The organism is Thioalkalivibrio sp. XN8 (assembly GCF_011058255.1).
In the GTDB taxonomy this organism is placed as follows: Bacteria; Pseudomonadota; Gammaproteobacteria; order Steroidobacterales; family XN24; genus XN24.
The window spans coordinates 329,068-343,900 of the sequence record NZ_JAALFH010000067.1; the positions used below are offsets into that span (position 1 = coordinate 329,068).

A 14,833-nucleotide genomic window follows, 5' to 3' on the forward strand; every position below is an offset into this window, starting at 1 on the left:
ATGGCCGAGATTCGCAACTTCACCCTGAACTTCGGCCCCCAGCACCCGGCCGCGCACGGGGTCCTGCGGCTGGTGCTGGAGATGGACGGGGAGGTCATCCAGAAAGCCGACCCGCATATCGGCCTGCTGCACCGGGCCACCGAGAAGCTGGCCGAGAGCAAGCCCTACAACCAGTCCATCGGCTACATGGACCGACTGGACTACGTCTCGATGATGTGCAACGAGCATGCCTACGTGCTGGCCATCGAGCGCCTGCTCGGGATTACGCCGCCGCCGCGCGCCCAGTACATCCGCGTCATGTTCGACGAGATCACCCGGATCCTGAACCACCTGATGTGGCTCGGGGCGCACGGGCTCGACATCGGCGCGATGACCATGTTCCTGTACTGCTTCCGGGAACGGGAAGACCTGATGGACTGCTACGAGGCCGTCTCGGGCACCCGCATGCACGCGACCTACTACCGGCCCGGCGGGGTCCATCGCGACCTGCCGCTGGAAATGCCGCGCTACCAGGAATCGAAGTTCCGGAGCAAGAAGGAAGTCGCGCGCCTGAACGAGGCGCGCTCGGGCTCGCTGCTGGATTTCATCGAGGACTTCACGGCGCGCTTCCCGGCCTGCGTGGACGAGTACGAGACCCTGCTGACCGACAACCGCATCTGGAAGCAGCGCACTGTCAACATCGGCGTGGTAGCGCCCGAGCGGGCGGTCGCCCTCGGCTTCACCGGGCCGATGCTGCGCGGTTCCGGCGTCGAATGGGACCTGCGCAAGAAGCAGCCCTACGAGGTCTACGACCAGCTCGATTTCGACATCCCGGTGGGCGTGAACGGGGACTGCTACGACCGTTACCTGGTCCGCATCGAGGAGCTCCGCCAGTCCAATCGCATCGTGCGCCAGTGCGTGCAGTGGCTGCGCGAGAACCCCGGCCCGATCTCGGTCGACAACCACAAGGTCGTGCCGCCAAGGCGGGTGGAGATGAAGGGCGACATGGAATCGCTGATCCACCATTTCAAGCTCTATACCGAGGGCTATTGCGTGCCCGCGGGCGAGGTCTACGCGGCCGTCGAGGCGCCGAAGGGCGAGTTCGGCTGCTATCTCGTGTCGGACGGCGCCAACAAGCCCTACCGGGTGAAGCTGCGCGCGCCGGGCTTCGTGCACATGGCGGCGCTGGACGAGATGGTGCGCGGCCACATGCTGGCCGACGTAGTGGCGATGATCGGCACGATCGACGTGGTATTCGGGGAGGTGGACCGGTGAGCGAGGCCGGCGTGCTGTCCGCGCACGTGCGCGAGGAGATCGATCGCTGGGTGGCGCGCTTCCCGGAGGGGCGGCAGCGTTCCGCGGTGCTGGCCGCGTTGCGGGCGGCCCAGCATGAGAACGACGGCTACCTGACACCGGAGCTGATGGACGGGATCGCCGCCTATCTCGAGCTGCCCCCGGTGCAGGTCTACGAGGTGGCAACTTTCTACTCGATGTTCGAGACCGAGCCCTGCGGGCGGCACCACGTGTCCGTCTGCACCAATGTCTCCTGCATGCTGCGCGGCGCCGACGAGCTGCTGCGCCATGTGGAGAGCCGGCTGGGCATCAAGGTGGGCGAGAGCACGCCGGACGGGCGGGTTTTCCTGAAGCGGGAAGAAGAGTGCCTGGCGGCCTGCTGCGGAGCGCCCATGATGATGGTGGACCATGTCTACCACGAGAACCTGACGCCCCGGAAGATCGACGAAATCCTGGAGGGACTCGACTGATGGAGCGGCCGCTCAACCAGGTCTGTTTTGCGCCGCTGGCCCGGGAGGGCTCGTGGACGCTGCCGGTCTATGAGGCGCTCGGCGGCTACCAGGCATGGCGCCAGATTCTCGCCGAGCGTCCGGCGCCGGCGATGATCATCGAGGAGATCAAGGCTTCCGGCCTGCGCGGCCGCGGCGGCGCAGGGTTCCCGACCGGGTTGAAGTGGAGTTTCATGCCCAAGGACCCGGACCTGCAGAAATACGTGGTCTGCAACTCGGACGAGAGCGAGCCCGGCACCTGCAGCGACCGCGACATCCTGCGCTACAACCCGCACGCGGTGGTGGAGGGCATGGCCATCGCCGGCTACGCCATGGGCGCGACCGTCGGCTACAACTACATCCGGGGCGAGTTCCTCGCCGAGCCGGTGCCGCGTTTCGAGGCGGCCGTACGGGAGGCGTACGAGGCGGGGCTGCTCGGCAAGGACATCCTCGGCTCGGGCGTGGACTTCGACCTGTATGCCTTCGTCGGCGCGGGCGCCTACATCTGCGGCGAGGAAACTGCGCTGCTGGAGTCGCTGGAGGGCAAGCAGGGCAAGCCGCGCTTCAAGCCGCCGTTCCCGGCCAACAAGGGCCTGTACGGCAAGCCCACGACCATCAACAACACCCAGACCTTCGCCTCGGTGCCGGCCATCATGCGCCAGGGGGCCGCCTGGTTCTCGGAGCTGGGCGTGGAAGGGTCGGGCGGCACGGCGATCTTCTCCGTTTCCGGCCACGTCGAGCGGCCGGGGAATTTCGAGGTGGGGCTGGGGATTCCCTTCGCCGAGCTGCTCGAACTGGCCGGCGGCGTCTGGCGCGGCCGCAAGCTCAAGGCGGTGATCCCGGGCGGGTCTTCTGCGCCGGTGCTGCCGGCCGAGCTGATCATGGGCGCCAGCATGGACTTCGATTCCATCAAGAAGGCCGGCTCCATGCTGGGCTCGGGCGCCGTCATGGTGATGGACGAGACCACCTGCATGGTGCGGACGCTCGAGCGCATCTGCCGCTTCTACCACATGGAATCCTGTGGCCAGTGCACGCCCTGCCGCGAGGGCACCGGCTGGATGCACCGGGTGGTGCAGCGCATCCTGGCCGGCCAGGGGCGCAGCGAGGACCTCGACCTGCTCGACGGCGTCTCGCGCCGCATCGAGGGTCACACCATCTGCGCCTTCGGCGACGCCGCGGCGTGGCCGGTGCAGAGCTTCATCCGGCATTTCCGGCCGGAGTTCGAGTACATGATCCAGCACCGGGGCCGCAGCATCCTCGAGGGCGCCGCCGGGACGCAGGCCGCCTGATGAGCGACGACATCATCAATATCGAGGTCGACGGCGTGCCGGTGCAGGCACGGCGCGGCCAGATGATCATCGAAGTGACGGACGCCCGGTCGGTCTACGTGCCGCGTTTCTGCTACCACCCGAAGCTGAGCATCGCCGCCAACTGCCGGATGTGCCTGGTCGAGGTGGAGAAGGCGCCCAAGCCGCTGCCGGCCTGCGCCACGCCGGTGATGGAGGGCATGAAGGTCTTCACCCGTTCCCCGCGCGCCATCGCGGCCCAGAAGGCCACCATGGAGTTCCTGCTGATCAACCACCCGCTGGACTGCCCGATCTGCGACCAGGGCGGGGAGTGCGAGCTGCAGGACCTGGCGATGGGCTTCGGCTCGGACGTGTCGCGCTTCACCGAGCGTAAGCGGATCGTCAAGGACAAGAACCTGGGCCCGCTGGTCTCCACCGACATGACGCGCTGCATCCACTGCACTCGCTGCGTCCGCTTCGGCCAGGAAATCGCCGGCATCCAGGAGCTCGGCACCATGGGCCGGGGCGAGGATACGGTCATCGGCACCTACATCGAGCACAGCGTCGATCACGAGCTGTCCGGCAACATCATCGACGTCTGTCCCGTCGGCGCGCTGAACAACAAGCCCTATCGCTATCGTGCGCGGGCCTGGGAAATGACCCAGCACGAGACAGTGTCGCCGCACGATTGCGTCGGCGCGCAGCTGTTCACCCACACCCTGCGCGGCAAGGTGATGCGCAACGTGCCGCGCGAGTGCGAGGACATCAACGAGACCTGGGCCGCCGACCGGGATCGCTTCGGCTGCCACGGCCTGTATGCCGAGGATCGCCTGGAGCGCCCCCAGTTGCGGAACGCGGCCGGGGAATGGGAGGAGGCCAGCTGGGAGGACGCCCTGCTGCGCGTCACCGAAAGCTTCAAGGGTCGCCGGCCGGAGCAGCTGGGCTTCCTGGCGGCGCCCGGCAGCACGCTCGAGGAGCACTTCCTGCTCGCGCGCCTGGCGCGCGGCCTGGGCAGCTCGAATGTCGACCACCGGCTGCAGCGCCGTGATTTCTCCGGCCAGGCGCACGACCCGGTCGTCCCGGGTCTAGGGCTGCCGCTGGCCGAGGTCGATGCGCTCGCCGCCGTCCTGGTCATCGGCTCGGCCCTGCGGCAGGAGGCGCCGATCCTGGCGCACCGGCTGCGCAAGGCCGCGCTCGCCGGGGCGCAGGTAGGCTTTCTCAACGCCGAGGCGCTGGAATGGCGCTTCCCGGTCAGCGCCGAGATCGTCGCCCCCGCGGGGTCCCAGGCGCGGGCGCTGGCGGAAGTGCTTGCCGCGGCCTGCGGCGACGACTTCAGCGCCTTGCCGGCGGACCTGGCCGGGCAGCTGCGCGGGCTCGAGCCCGGCGAGGGGGCGCAACGGCTGGCCGCGGCGCTGCACGGCGAAGGGCGCCGGACGGTCTGGCTCGGCCTGCAGGCCCAGCGGCATCCTGCTTACGCTGAGCTGCAGGTACTGGCGGCCGCGCTCTGCGGCGTCACCGGCGCGACCCTGGGCTATCTCTCGGAGGGCGCCAACAGCGCCGGCGCCTGCCTGGCAGGAGCGCTGCCGCACCGGGACGTGGGCGGCGTGCCGGCGGCACAGCCCGGCCGGGATGCGGGCGCGCTGCTGGGCGGCGGCCTGGAAGCCGTCCTGCTCCTGGGCTGCGAACCGGAGCTCGACGCGGCCGCCGGCGAGGACGCACTGCCGGCGCTGGCGGAGACCGAGTTCGTCGCCTGCCTGACGCCGTTTGCGACTCCGGCCATGCGCCGTTATGCCGACGCGCTGCTGCCGGTCGGGACCGCCTACGAGACCTCGGGCACTTTCGTCAATTGCGAGGGCCGCTGGCAGAGCTTCACCGGCGCCGCGCGGCCGGTGGGCGAGGCCCGGCCCGCGTGGAAGGTGTTGCGGGTGCTTGGCACCCAGCTCGGGGTCGAAGGTTTCGACTACATGTCGTCCGAGGACGCGCGTGACGACCTGCGCGCGCGTCTCGAGGCCGCCACCGCGGGCACGCCCGAGCTGGGGCTGCGCGCGGTGCGACTGGAGCAGGCGGGCGCCTGGCGGGAGCCGAATCCCTACGCCACCGACCCGCTGCTGCGGCGCTCGCGCCCGTTGCAGGAGACCAGGATCGGCGCTGCCGGGGGGAGACGCTGGCCATGACGGACCTCTGGTACGGCCTGCCGGCGGAACTGCAGCGGACGCTGGTCGTCACGTCGCAGGTGCTGTTGCTCGTGGTGCCGCTGATCCTGAGCGTGGCCTATCTCACCCTGGCGGAGCGCAAGGTCATCGGCTGGATCCAGAACCGGATCGGCCCGAACCGCGTCGGGCCGAAGGGCCTGCTGCAGCCTTTTGCCGACGTGCTCAAGCTGCTGTTGAAAGAGATCGTGATCCCGGCGAAATCGAGCCGGTTCCTGTTCGTCATCGCGCCGCTCCTGGCGATCGTGCCGGCGTTCGCGACCTGGGCGGTGATCCCCGTGAGCCCGGAGTTCGTGCTGGCGGACATCAACGCCGGCGTGCTCTACGTGCTCGCGCTGACCTCGATGGGGGTCTACGGCATCATCCTCGCCGGCTGGGCCTCCAACTCCAAGTACGCCCTGCTCGGCGCGATGCGCTCCGCTGCCCAGATCGTCGCCTACGAGATCGCGATGGGCTTTGCGCTGGTCGGCGTCCTGATGGCCGGCGGCAGCCTCAACCTCGGGGAGATCGTGCGGGCCCAGGAAGGCAGTATCCTGCACTGGTTCTGGCTGCCGCTGCTGCCGCTGTTCGTGATTTATTTCATCTCGGGCGTCGCGGAGACCAATCGCGCGCCCTTCGACGTGGCCGAGGGCGAGTCCGAGATCGTCGCGGGCTTCCACGTCGAGTATTCCGGCATGGCCTTCGCGGTGTTCTTCCTGGCGGAGTACGCCAACATGATCCTGATCGCGGCGCTGTCCGCGACCTTCTTCCTCGGCGGCTGGCTGTCCCCGCTGCAGGGCATCCCGGGGCTCGACGGCACGTTCCTGGCGGCGCCGGGCTTCTTCTGGTTCGCCCTCAAGACGGCCCTGTTCCTGTTCCTTTTCCTCTGGTTCCGCGCCACCTTCCCGCGCTACCGCTACGACCAGATCATGCGGCTGGGCTGGAAGGTGTTCATACCCCTGACGATCGTCTGGCTGTTCGTCCTTGGTGCGCTGGTGTGGTTCCAGGTCGGCCCGTGGTTTGACTGATGAAGACTTTTCGCACCCTTGCCAAGACGCTGTTTTTGACCGAGCTCCTCGCCGGGCTCCGGGTCACGCTCCGGAACCTGTTCCGGCGCAAGGTCACCGTCCATTACCCCGAAGAGAAGGCGCCGCAGTCGCCGCGCTTTCGCGGGCTGCACGCGCTGCGCCGTTATTCGAACGGCGAGGAGCGCTGCATCGCCTGCAAGCTGTGCGAGGCGGTGTGCCCCGCGCTGGCCATCACCATCGAGAGCGATGTCGGCGAGAACGGGCTCAGGCGCACCACGCGCTATGACATCGATTTGTTCAAGTGCATCTATTGCGGCTTCTGCGAGGAGGCCTGCCCGGTGGACTCGATCGTCGAGACCCGGATCCACGAGTACCACATGGAGAAGCCGGGCGAGAACATCATGACCAAGGAAAAACTGCTGGCGATCGGCGACAAGTACGAGGCGATGATCGCCGCGGACAAGGCTGCCGACGCGGGCTATCGCTAGGACGCCACCGGTGATCGAAGCCGTCATCTTCTACTTCTTCGGCGCGGTGCTGCTGGGCGCCGCCATCGGGGTCATCGCCTCCCGCAATCCGGTGCATTCGGCGATGTTCCTGGTCCTGTCGTTCTTCACCAGCGCGTTCATCTGGCTGCTGCTGGAGGCCGAGTTCCTGGCGATCGTGCTGGTGCTGGTGTACGTCGGCGCGGTGATGGTGCTGTTCCTGTTCGTGGTGATGATGCTCGACGTCGCGCCGGATCGCCTGCAGGGCGGCTTCACCGCGTACGCGCCCCAGGCGCTGGTGATCGTGGCCCTGGTCGTGGCGATGCTCGGCGTCGTGCTCTGGGCCCAGCCCGGGCAGCTCAGCATGCTCGAGGCGCCGCCGCGGGCGCCGCCCGACGCGAGCAATACCGAGGCCCTGGGCGCCGTGCTCTACACCGAGTACGTCTACGCCTTCGAGCTGGCCGCCGTGCTGCTGCTGGTGGCGATCGTGGCGGCGATCGTGCTGACCATGCGCAAGCGTCCCGGCCTCAAGGCCCAGGACGTGCCGGCCCAGCTGGCGGTGCGGCGGGAGGAGCGGGTCCGCCTGGTGCGGATGAAGCCGGAGCGCGACGAATGATCGGCCTGTCGCACTACCTGACGCTCTCCGGGATCCTGTTCACCCTCGGTATCGCCGGGATCTTCATCAATCGCCGCAACCTGATCCTGCTCCTGATGTGCGTGGAACTGATGCTGCTGGCGGTGAATTTCAATTTCATCATCCTGTCGCGGTTTCTCGACGACATCGCGGGGCAGGTCTTCGTGTTCTTCATCCTCACCGTGGCGGCCGCGGAGGCCGCTATCGGGCTCGCCATCCTGGTGGTGCTGTTCCGCAGCAGGCCCAGTGTCCAGGTGGACGAGCTGGACTCGATGAAGGGCTGAGGCATGCAGAACGTCTATCTCGCCATCGTCCTCGCCCCCCTGCTCGCCGCCATCGTCGCCGGGCTGTTCGGCCGCCAGGTCGGGCGGGCCGGCGCGCACACGGTGACCATCCTCGGTGTCGCGATCTCCTTCGTCCTGTCGGCCTGGGTGCTGTGGGGGCTGCTGGCCGGCAGCATCCAGCCCTACAACGGCACAGTCTACGAGTGGGCGGTGGTGGACGGCGTGCGGCTCGAGGTCGGCTTCCTGGTCGACCGGCTGTCCGCCCTGATGATGACGGTGGTGACCTTCGTCTCGCTGTGCGTGCACGTCTACACCATCGGTTACATGCACGACGACCCCGGCTACCAGCGGTTCTTCAGCTATATCTCGCTGTTCACTTTCGCCATGCTGATGCTGGTCATGGCCAACAATTTCCTCCAGCTGTTTTTCGGCTGGGAGGCGGTCGGCCTGGTCAGCTACCTGCTGATCGGCTTCTGGTACAAGAAGCCCAGCGCGGTCCACGCCAACATGAAGGCCTTCCTGGTCAACCGCGTGGGGGATTTCGGCTTCCTGCTGGGCATTGCCGGCGTGCTGTTCTGGTTCGGCAGCCTGGATTACGCCACCGTGTTCGAGCGCGCGCCGGCAGTGGCCGGGACCCAGGTCTCGATCTTCGCCGGGTCCAGCTGGTCGGTGCTGACGCTGGTCTGCATCCTGTTGTTCATAGGCGCCATGGGCAAGTCGGCCCAGGTGCCGCTGCACGTCTGGTTGCCGGACTCGATGGAAGGCCCGACCCCGATTTCGGCCCTGATCCATGCCGCCACCATGGTCACCGCCGGCATCTTCATGGTGGCGCGCATGTCGCCGCTGTTCGAGCTCTCCACCACGGCCCTGTCCGTGGTGCTGGTGATCGGGGCGACCACGGCGTTCTTCATGGGCCTGCTCGGGCTGGTGCAGAACGACATCAAGCGCGTGGTGGCCTATTCGACCCTCTCCCAGCTCGGCTACATGACGGTGGCGCTGGGCGCCTCGGCCTACGCCGCCGGCATCTTCCACCTGGCGACGCATGCCTTCTTCAAGGCGCTGCTGTTCCTCGCCGCCGGCAGCGTGATCATCGCCATGCACCACGAGCAGGACATCCGCAAGATGGGCGGGCTCCGGCGCTACCTGCCGGTTACCTACTGGACCGCGCTTCTGGGGTCGCTCGCCCTGATCGGCTTTCCCGGCTTCTCCGGCTTCTTCTCCAAGGACGCCATCATCGAGGCCGTCCATCATGCCGAGCTTCCCGGCGCCGGGTACGCCTACGCCTGTGTGCTGGCCGGCGTGTTCGTCACCGCGCTGTACAGCTTCCGCATGTTCTTCCTGGTCTTCCACGGCGAGGAACGATTCGACGCGCCCACCCGCAGCCACCTGCATGAGCCCCCGCTGGTGGTCACCGGCCCGCTGGTGGCCCTGGCAGTGCCCTCTGTCGTGCTGGGCTGGCTGGCCATGGAGGCGGTGCTGTTCGGGGGGTTCTTCGGCGACGCCATCTTCGTGCTGCCGGAGAACGACACGCTCGCTGCGCTGGCCGGGACCGCGGGGACCGCGACGGCGATGCTGGCCCACAGCGTCGTGACGCCGACCCTGTGGCTGGCGCTGGCGGGCCTGGCGACGGCCTGGTTCCTGTACCTGAAGCGCCCGGACCTCCCGGGCCGGATCGCCGCGCGCCTGGCGACACCGCGGCAGGTGCTGGAGCAGAAGTACTATTTCGATGCCGTGAACGAGCACCTGCTGGCCCCGCTGGCCCGCGGCCTCGGCGGGCTCCTCTGGCGCACGGGCGACGGCGCCATCATCGACGGCGCGCTGGTCAATGGTTCCGCTCGCCTGGTGGGCTGGTTGTCGGGCGTGGTGCGGCGCCTGCAGAGCGGCTACCTCTACCACTATGCCTTCGGCATGTTCATCGGCCTCGGCCTGATCCTGGCCTGGCTCGTGCTCGGCATCGGGCGGGGGTAGGGCGATGTCCTCCAGCTTCCCCATCCTCAGCGTGCTGGTCTGGCTGCCGATCCTCGGCGGCCTCGCCGTGCTGGCCATCGGCGACCAGCGGGCAGCGCTGGCCCGGCCGGTGGCGCTGGCGATTGCGGTGCTCACCTTCCTGGCCAGCCTGCCGCTCTGGACCGGCTTCGACCGCGACACCGCGGCCATGCAGTTCACCGAGCGCGCGCCCTGGATCGCGGCCTTCGATGCCTGGTATCACCTCGGCGTGGACGGCATCTCCATGCCGCTGATCCTCCTGACCACTTTCATCACCGTGCTGGTGGTGATCGCGGGCTGGGAAGTGATCCGCACCCGGCCGGCCCAGTACCTGGCCTCCTTCCTGGTGCTCGAGGGCGTGATGATCGGCGTCTTCGCCGCGGTGGACGCGCTGCTGTTCTACGTCTTCTGGGAAGCCATGCTGATCCCGATGTTCATCATCATCGGCATCTGGGGCGGCGCGCGGCGCGTCTACGCGACCCTGAAGTTTTTCCTCTACACCTTCCTCGGCTCGGTCTTCATGCTGGTCGCCCTGATCTACCTGCGGATCGAGAGCGGCAGCTACGACATCCTGGCCATGCACCAGCAGCCGCTGGGCATGAACGCGCAGGTCCTGATCTTCCTGGCTTTCCTCGCCGCCTTTGCCGTGAAAGTGCCGATGTGGCCGGTGCACACCTGGCTGCCGGATGCGCACGTCGAGGCGCCGACCGGGGGCTCCGTGATCCTGGCCGCGATCATGCTGAAGATGGGCGGCTACGGCTTCCTGCGCTTCAGCCTGCCGATCACGCCGGATGCGTCCCAGTCGCTCGACTGGCTGCTGATCGGCCTGTCCCTGGTGGCGATCGTCTATATCGGCTTCGTGGCGCTGGTGCAGCAGGACATGAAGAAGCTCATCGCCTATTCGTCGATCGCGCACATGGGCTTCGTCACGCTCGGGTTCTTCCTCGCCTGGCGGATCATCGCCAACACCGGCGGAATGGACGGCATCGTGATGGGCCTGCAGGGCGGCATGGTGCAGATGATCTCCCACGGCCTGATTTCAGGGGCGCTGTTCCTGTGCGTGGGCGTGCTCTATGACCGCATGCACAGCCGCGACATCGCGGCCTACGGCGGCGTCGCCAATACCATGCCGGTGTTCGCCGCCTTCATGGTGCTGTTCGCCATGGCCAACGCCGGCCTGCCGGGGACTTCGGGCTTCGTCGGTGAGTTCCTCGTGATCCTCGCCAGCTTCAAGGCGAGTTTCTGGTACGCGCTGCTGGCCGGCACCACCCTCGTGCTCGGCGCGGCCTACACGCTGTGGATGGTCAAGCGCGTGCTGTACGGGGAAGTGGCCAACGAGCGGGTGGCGGCCCTGGCCGACGTCAACCGGCGCGAATTCCTGGTGCTGGCGGTGCTGGCGGTGGCGGTCCTGCTGCTCGGCGTGTGGCCCGCGCCGCTGATCGACGTCATGGCGACGACCCTCGAGGCCCTCGCCGACCACGTGGTGCAGTCGAAGCTATGAATGCCCTGAGCCAGTTTGCGCCCGCGAGCGCAGAGATCTTCCTGACCTTCGCCGCCTGCACGGTGCTGCTGGTGGACGTGTTCCTGCCGGACCGGTACCGCGTCTGGAGCTATTTCCTGGCGCTTGCGGCGGTGGCCGGCACCGCCCTGGTCCTCGTCGCCACCGCCCCGGCCGAGCCGGTCGTGACCCTCAGCGGCGCGTTCGTGGCCGATTCGCTGTCGCAATTGCTCAAGCTCTTCACCTGCGCCGTGGTGGCCGTGACCTTCCTCTACGCCAAGGACTACCTGCGGGCACGATCGCTGTTCCAGGGGGAGTACTACGTGCTCGGGCTGCTGGCCATGCTCGGCATTTTCGTGATGATCTCGGCCCACAGCATGCTCAGCCTGTATCTCGGCCTGGAGATCATGTCACTGTCGCTGTACGCGATGGTGGCCTTCAACCGGGAGAGCCCGCTGGCGGCCGAAGCGGCGATGAAGTATTTCATCCTCGGCGCCATCGCCACGGGCTGCTTCCTCTACGGCACCTCCATCCTCTACGGGGTCACCGGCTCGCTGGACCTGGGCGAGATCTCCCGCCGCGCGACGGCGCTGGACGGGCTCGACGTCCACCTGCTGGTGGCGCTGTCCTTCATCCTGGTCGGGGTGGCCTTCAAGTTCGGCGCGGTGCCGTTCCACATGTGGCTGCCCGATGTCTACCAGGGCGCGATCACGCCGGTGACGCTGTTCATCGGCACCGCGGCCAAGATCGCCTCGCTGGCAATGATTTTCCGGGTGCTGGTGGACGGCCTTGGGCCGATGCATGCCAGCTGGGCCGACATGCTGGCGGTACTGGCCGTGCTGTCGATGGCCGTGGGCAACGTGGTCGCCATTGCCCAGACCAACATCAAGCGCATGCTGGCTTACTCGACGATCTCCCATGTCGGCTTCATCCTGCTCGGCGTGCTCGCGGGCACGACGTCCGGTTACCAGGCCGCTGTGTACTACACGCTCGCCTACGTCATCATGGCGGCGGCAGCTTTCGGCATGATCATCCTGCTCAGCCGGGCCGGCTTCGAGGCGGAGGCGCTGGAAGACTTCCGGGGCCTCAATGCGCGCAGTCCCTGGTTCGCCGCCATCATGTTGATCGTCATGTTCAGCATGGCGGGGGTCCCGCCGCTGCTCGGCTTCTACGCGAAGTTCTCGGTGCTGGCGGCGGTGATCGAGGTCGGCCGGACCTGGCTGGCGATCGCCGGCGTGGTGTTCTCGGTGATCGGGGCTTTCTATTACCTGCGCGTCGTCAAGCTGATGTATTTCGACGAGCCGGTGGAGCACGCGCCGCTGGTCGCGGGCAGCGACCTGCGCCTGGTGCTGAGCGTGAATGGGCTGCTGGTGCTCGCGCTCGGCATCTTCCCGCAGGCGCTGCTCGCGATCACCGCGGTGGTGCGCTAGGCCGGCTTCACCCGGTCCCCTTGCACTGCCGCAAAGCCTTCCCTAGAATACCGGGTCTGCGGATGCGGGGTGGAGCAGTCTGGCAGCTCGTCGGGCTCATAACCCGAAGGTCGCAGGTTCGAATCCTGCCCCCGCTACCAAGCTTTTCGGCGGAAAAGGCCCCCTTGGGGCTTTTTCTTTATCCGGGCCCCGGTAAAGGGCCCGGAACCGGCCCCGAAGGCGGGGCGTACAGGTGGGCCGCAGGGCCCATTTTTTGTTTGTAAGACATTGATGCTGAAAGATAAGTTGCTTGAGTTGCTGGCGCCCGAGGTGGCGGCGCTGGGCTACGAGCTGGTGGAGCTGGACGCTCCGGGGACCGGCGGCTCGGGCACGCTGAGAATTTATATCGACCGTGAGGGCGGCATCACCGTCGACGACTGCGAGCGAGTCAGCCATCGGATCAGCGGCGTGCTGGACGTGGAGGACCCGATCCCCGGGCATTACGTGCTCGAGGTGTCGTCGCCGGGGCTGGACCGCCCGCTGCGGACCGAGACGCATTTCCGGCGGCAGCTGGGCCACGTGGCAAAAGTGGTGCTGGCGCCGGGGCGACCGGGGCGGCGGCGCTACAAGGGCCGGATCGCCGGGATCGAGGATGGTGTGCTGGCATTAGAGGTGGATGGCGAGCGGGTCGACCTGGCGCTGTCCGATATTGAATCCGCCCGGCTGGTGCCGGAGTTCTGACGCGGGAATCGGGTCAACAGAAATGAACAAGGAAATCCTGCAGGTTATCGAACAGGTGTCGGCCGAAAAGGAACTCGACAAAGAGATCATTTTCGAGGCCCTGGAGATGGCATTGGCGACGGCGGCGCGCAAGCAAGTCGGCGGCGAGGACATCGACACACGGGTGTCGATGGACCGAAAGTCGGGCGCGGTGCAGACCTTCCGGCGCTGGAAGGTCTTCGCCGACGATTCCACCGAGCTGGAGACTCCGAGCAAGGAGCTTCGCCTGGAAGACGCGCTCGAGATGGATCAGGCAGCCGAAATCGGCGGCTACGTGGAAGAGCCGCTCGACGTGACGCCCTCGGGCCGTATCCTCGCCCAGACGGCGAAGCAGGTCGTGGTGCAGAAGGTGCGCGAGGCCGAGCGGGCCCAGGTGGTGGAGGAGTTCCGGGAGCGCGTCGGCACGCTGATCGGCGGCATCGTCAAGCGCGTGGACCGCAACGGCGTGTTCGTGGACCTGGGCGGCAATGCCGAGGGCTTCATCGCGCGGGAGGAAATGATCCCGCGCGAAGCCGTGCGGACCCAGGACCGGATCAAGGGTTACCTGCGCGACGTTCGCTCCGAACCGCGCGGTCCACAGATCTTCCTGTCCCGGACCGCGCCGCAGTTCATCGTCGAGCTGTTCAAGCTCGAAGTGCCGGAAGTGGGCCAGGGCCTGATCAAGATCCTGGGCGCGGCCCGCGACCCCGGCCATCGCGCCAAGATCGCGGTGAAGAGCCTCGACCAGCGGATCGACCCGATCGGCGCCTGCGTCGGCATGCGGGGCTCCCGGGTGCAGGCGGTATCCAACGAGCTGGCCGGCGAGCGAGTGGACATCATCCCCTGGGACGACAACCCGGCCCAGTTCGTGATCAACGCCATGTCGCCGGCCGAGGTGGTCTCCATCGTCGTGGACGAGGAGGCGCACAGCATGGACGTAGCCGTCGAGGAGGAGAAGCTCTCCCAGGCCATCGGGCGCGGCGGGCAAAACGTGCGGCTCGCCAGCGAGCTCAGTGGCTGGGAGCTGAACGTGATGACCGCGGCCGAGGCCGAGGAAAAGAGCGAATCGGAGTCCCGCAGCCTGATCGACAATTTCAAGACCCAGCTGGACGTGGACGAGGAAGTCGCGGTGATCCTGGTGCAGGAGGGTTTCTCCAGCATCGAGGAGGTCGCCTATGTGCCGGCCGCGGAGCTCGTTGCCATCGAGGAGTTCGACGAGGACATCGTCGAAGAGCTGCGCAACCGGGCGCGCGACGTGCTGATCACCCAGGCGATCGTCAAGGAAGAGAAGCTCGACCAGTCCGAGCCGGCCGACGACCTGCTGGAGCTCGAGGGCATGGAAAAGGGCATCGCCTACGCCCTGGCCGCCCGCGGCATCCGCACCCGTGAGGAGCTGGCGGAGCAGGCGACGGACGACCTCGAGGAAATCGAGGGGCTGGACCCGGAACGCGCCGGCAAGCTGATCATGGCCGCCCGCGCGCATTGGTTCGAGAGCGCCGAAGAGAACGGTTGAAC

At 67.4% G+C, this 14,833-nt stretch carries 13 protein-coding genes and 1 tRNA gene; all 14 read left to right on the forward strand.

Going from position 1 to position 14,833, the window contains the following annotated elements:
- The 14 genes from G6N75_RS13730 to nusA all read left to right on the forward strand — a co-directional run bounded on the left by G6N75_RS13730 (nucleotide 1) and on the right by nusA (nucleotide 14,831).
- Complete coding sequence (locus G6N75_RS13730) at nucleotides 1-1,254, forward strand: NADH-quinone oxidoreductase subunit D (protein ID WP_165348927.1); 1,254 nt, start codon at nucleotides 1-3, stop codon at nucleotides 1,252-1,254.
- Entirely contained in the window at nucleotides 1,251-1,742 is a 492-nt protein-coding gene (locus G6N75_RS13735; protein WP_165348928.1) for an NAD(P)H-dependent oxidoreductase subunit E, read from the forward strand. Before G6N75_RS13730 ends, G6N75_RS13735 begins: the two co-directional genes overlap by 4 nt.
- Complete coding sequence (nuoF, locus tag G6N75_RS13740) at nucleotides 1,742-3,049, forward strand: NADH-quinone oxidoreductase subunit NuoF (RefSeq protein WP_165348929.1); 1,308 nt, start codon at nucleotides 1,742-1,744, stop codon at nucleotides 3,047-3,049. The genes G6N75_RS13735 and nuoF overlap by 1 nt, the downstream gene beginning before the upstream one ends.
- Nucleotides 3,049-5,220, forward strand: coding sequence for an NADH-quinone oxidoreductase subunit NuoG (gene nuoG / locus G6N75_RS13745; protein WP_165348930.1), 2,172 nt, complete (start codon nucleotides 3,049-3,051; stop codon nucleotides 5,218-5,220). The genes nuoF and nuoG overlap by 1 nt, the downstream gene beginning before the upstream one ends.
- Complete coding sequence (gene nuoH / locus G6N75_RS13750) at nucleotides 5,217-6,263, forward strand: NADH-quinone oxidoreductase subunit NuoH (protein WP_165348931.1); 1,047 nt, start codon at nucleotides 5,217-5,219, stop codon at nucleotides 6,261-6,263. The genes nuoG and nuoH overlap by 4 nt, the downstream gene beginning before the upstream one ends.
- Nucleotides 6,263-6,751, forward strand: coding sequence for an NADH-quinone oxidoreductase subunit NuoI (gene nuoI / locus G6N75_RS13755; RefSeq protein ID WP_165348932.1), 489 nt, complete (start codon nucleotides 6,263-6,265; stop codon nucleotides 6,749-6,751). Before nuoH ends, nuoI begins: the two co-directional genes overlap by 1 nt.
- 10 nt (nucleotides 6,752-6,761) lie before the next feature.
- The gene (locus G6N75_RS13760) at nucleotides 6,762-7,364 is read left to right on the forward strand and encodes an NADH-quinone oxidoreductase subunit J (protein WP_165348933.1); all 603 of its coding nucleotides are present in this window, start codon (nucleotides 6,762-6,764) and stop codon (nucleotides 7,362-7,364) included.
- Nucleotides 7,361-7,666 carry an NADH-quinone oxidoreductase subunit NuoK gene (gene nuoK, locus G6N75_RS13765; RefSeq protein ID WP_165348934.1) on the forward strand — a complete coding sequence of 102 codons (306 nt, stop codon included), beginning with the start codon at nucleotides 7,361-7,363 and terminating at the stop codon, nucleotides 7,664-7,666. Before G6N75_RS13760 ends, nuoK begins: the two co-directional genes overlap by 4 nt.
- A gap of 3 nt (nucleotides 7,667-7,669) precedes the next feature.
- Nucleotides 7,670-9,634, forward strand: coding sequence for an NADH-quinone oxidoreductase subunit L (gene nuoL / locus G6N75_RS13770; RefSeq protein ID WP_165348935.1), 1,965 nt, complete (start codon nucleotides 7,670-7,672; stop codon nucleotides 9,632-9,634).
- A gap of 4 nt (nucleotides 9,635-9,638) precedes the next feature.
- Entirely contained in the window at nucleotides 9,639-11,153 is a 1,515-nt protein-coding gene (locus G6N75_RS13775; protein WP_165348936.1) for an NADH-quinone oxidoreductase subunit M, read from the forward strand.
- Complete coding sequence (gene nuoN / locus G6N75_RS13780) at nucleotides 11,150-12,580, forward strand: NADH-quinone oxidoreductase subunit NuoN (RefSeq protein WP_165348937.1); 1,431 nt, start codon at nucleotides 11,150-11,152, stop codon at nucleotides 12,578-12,580. Before G6N75_RS13775 ends, nuoN begins: the two co-directional genes overlap by 4 nt.
- 63 nt (nucleotides 12,581-12,643) lie before the next feature.
- Nucleotides 12,644-12,720, forward strand: a tRNA-Met gene (locus G6N75_RS13785).
- 130 nt (nucleotides 12,721-12,850) lie between these two features.
- Complete coding sequence (rimP, locus tag G6N75_RS13790) at nucleotides 12,851-13,300, forward strand: ribosome maturation factor RimP (protein ID WP_165348938.1); 450 nt, start codon at nucleotides 12,851-12,853, stop codon at nucleotides 13,298-13,300.
- A 22-nt stretch (nucleotides 13,301-13,322) separates the two neighbouring features.
- On the forward strand, nucleotides 13,323-14,831 hold the full coding sequence (nusA, locus tag G6N75_RS13795; RefSeq protein ID WP_165348939.1) for a transcription termination factor NusA: 1,509 nt from the start codon (nucleotides 13,323-13,325) through the stop codon (nucleotides 14,829-14,831).
- Nucleotides 14,832-14,833 lie beyond the last annotated feature (2 nt).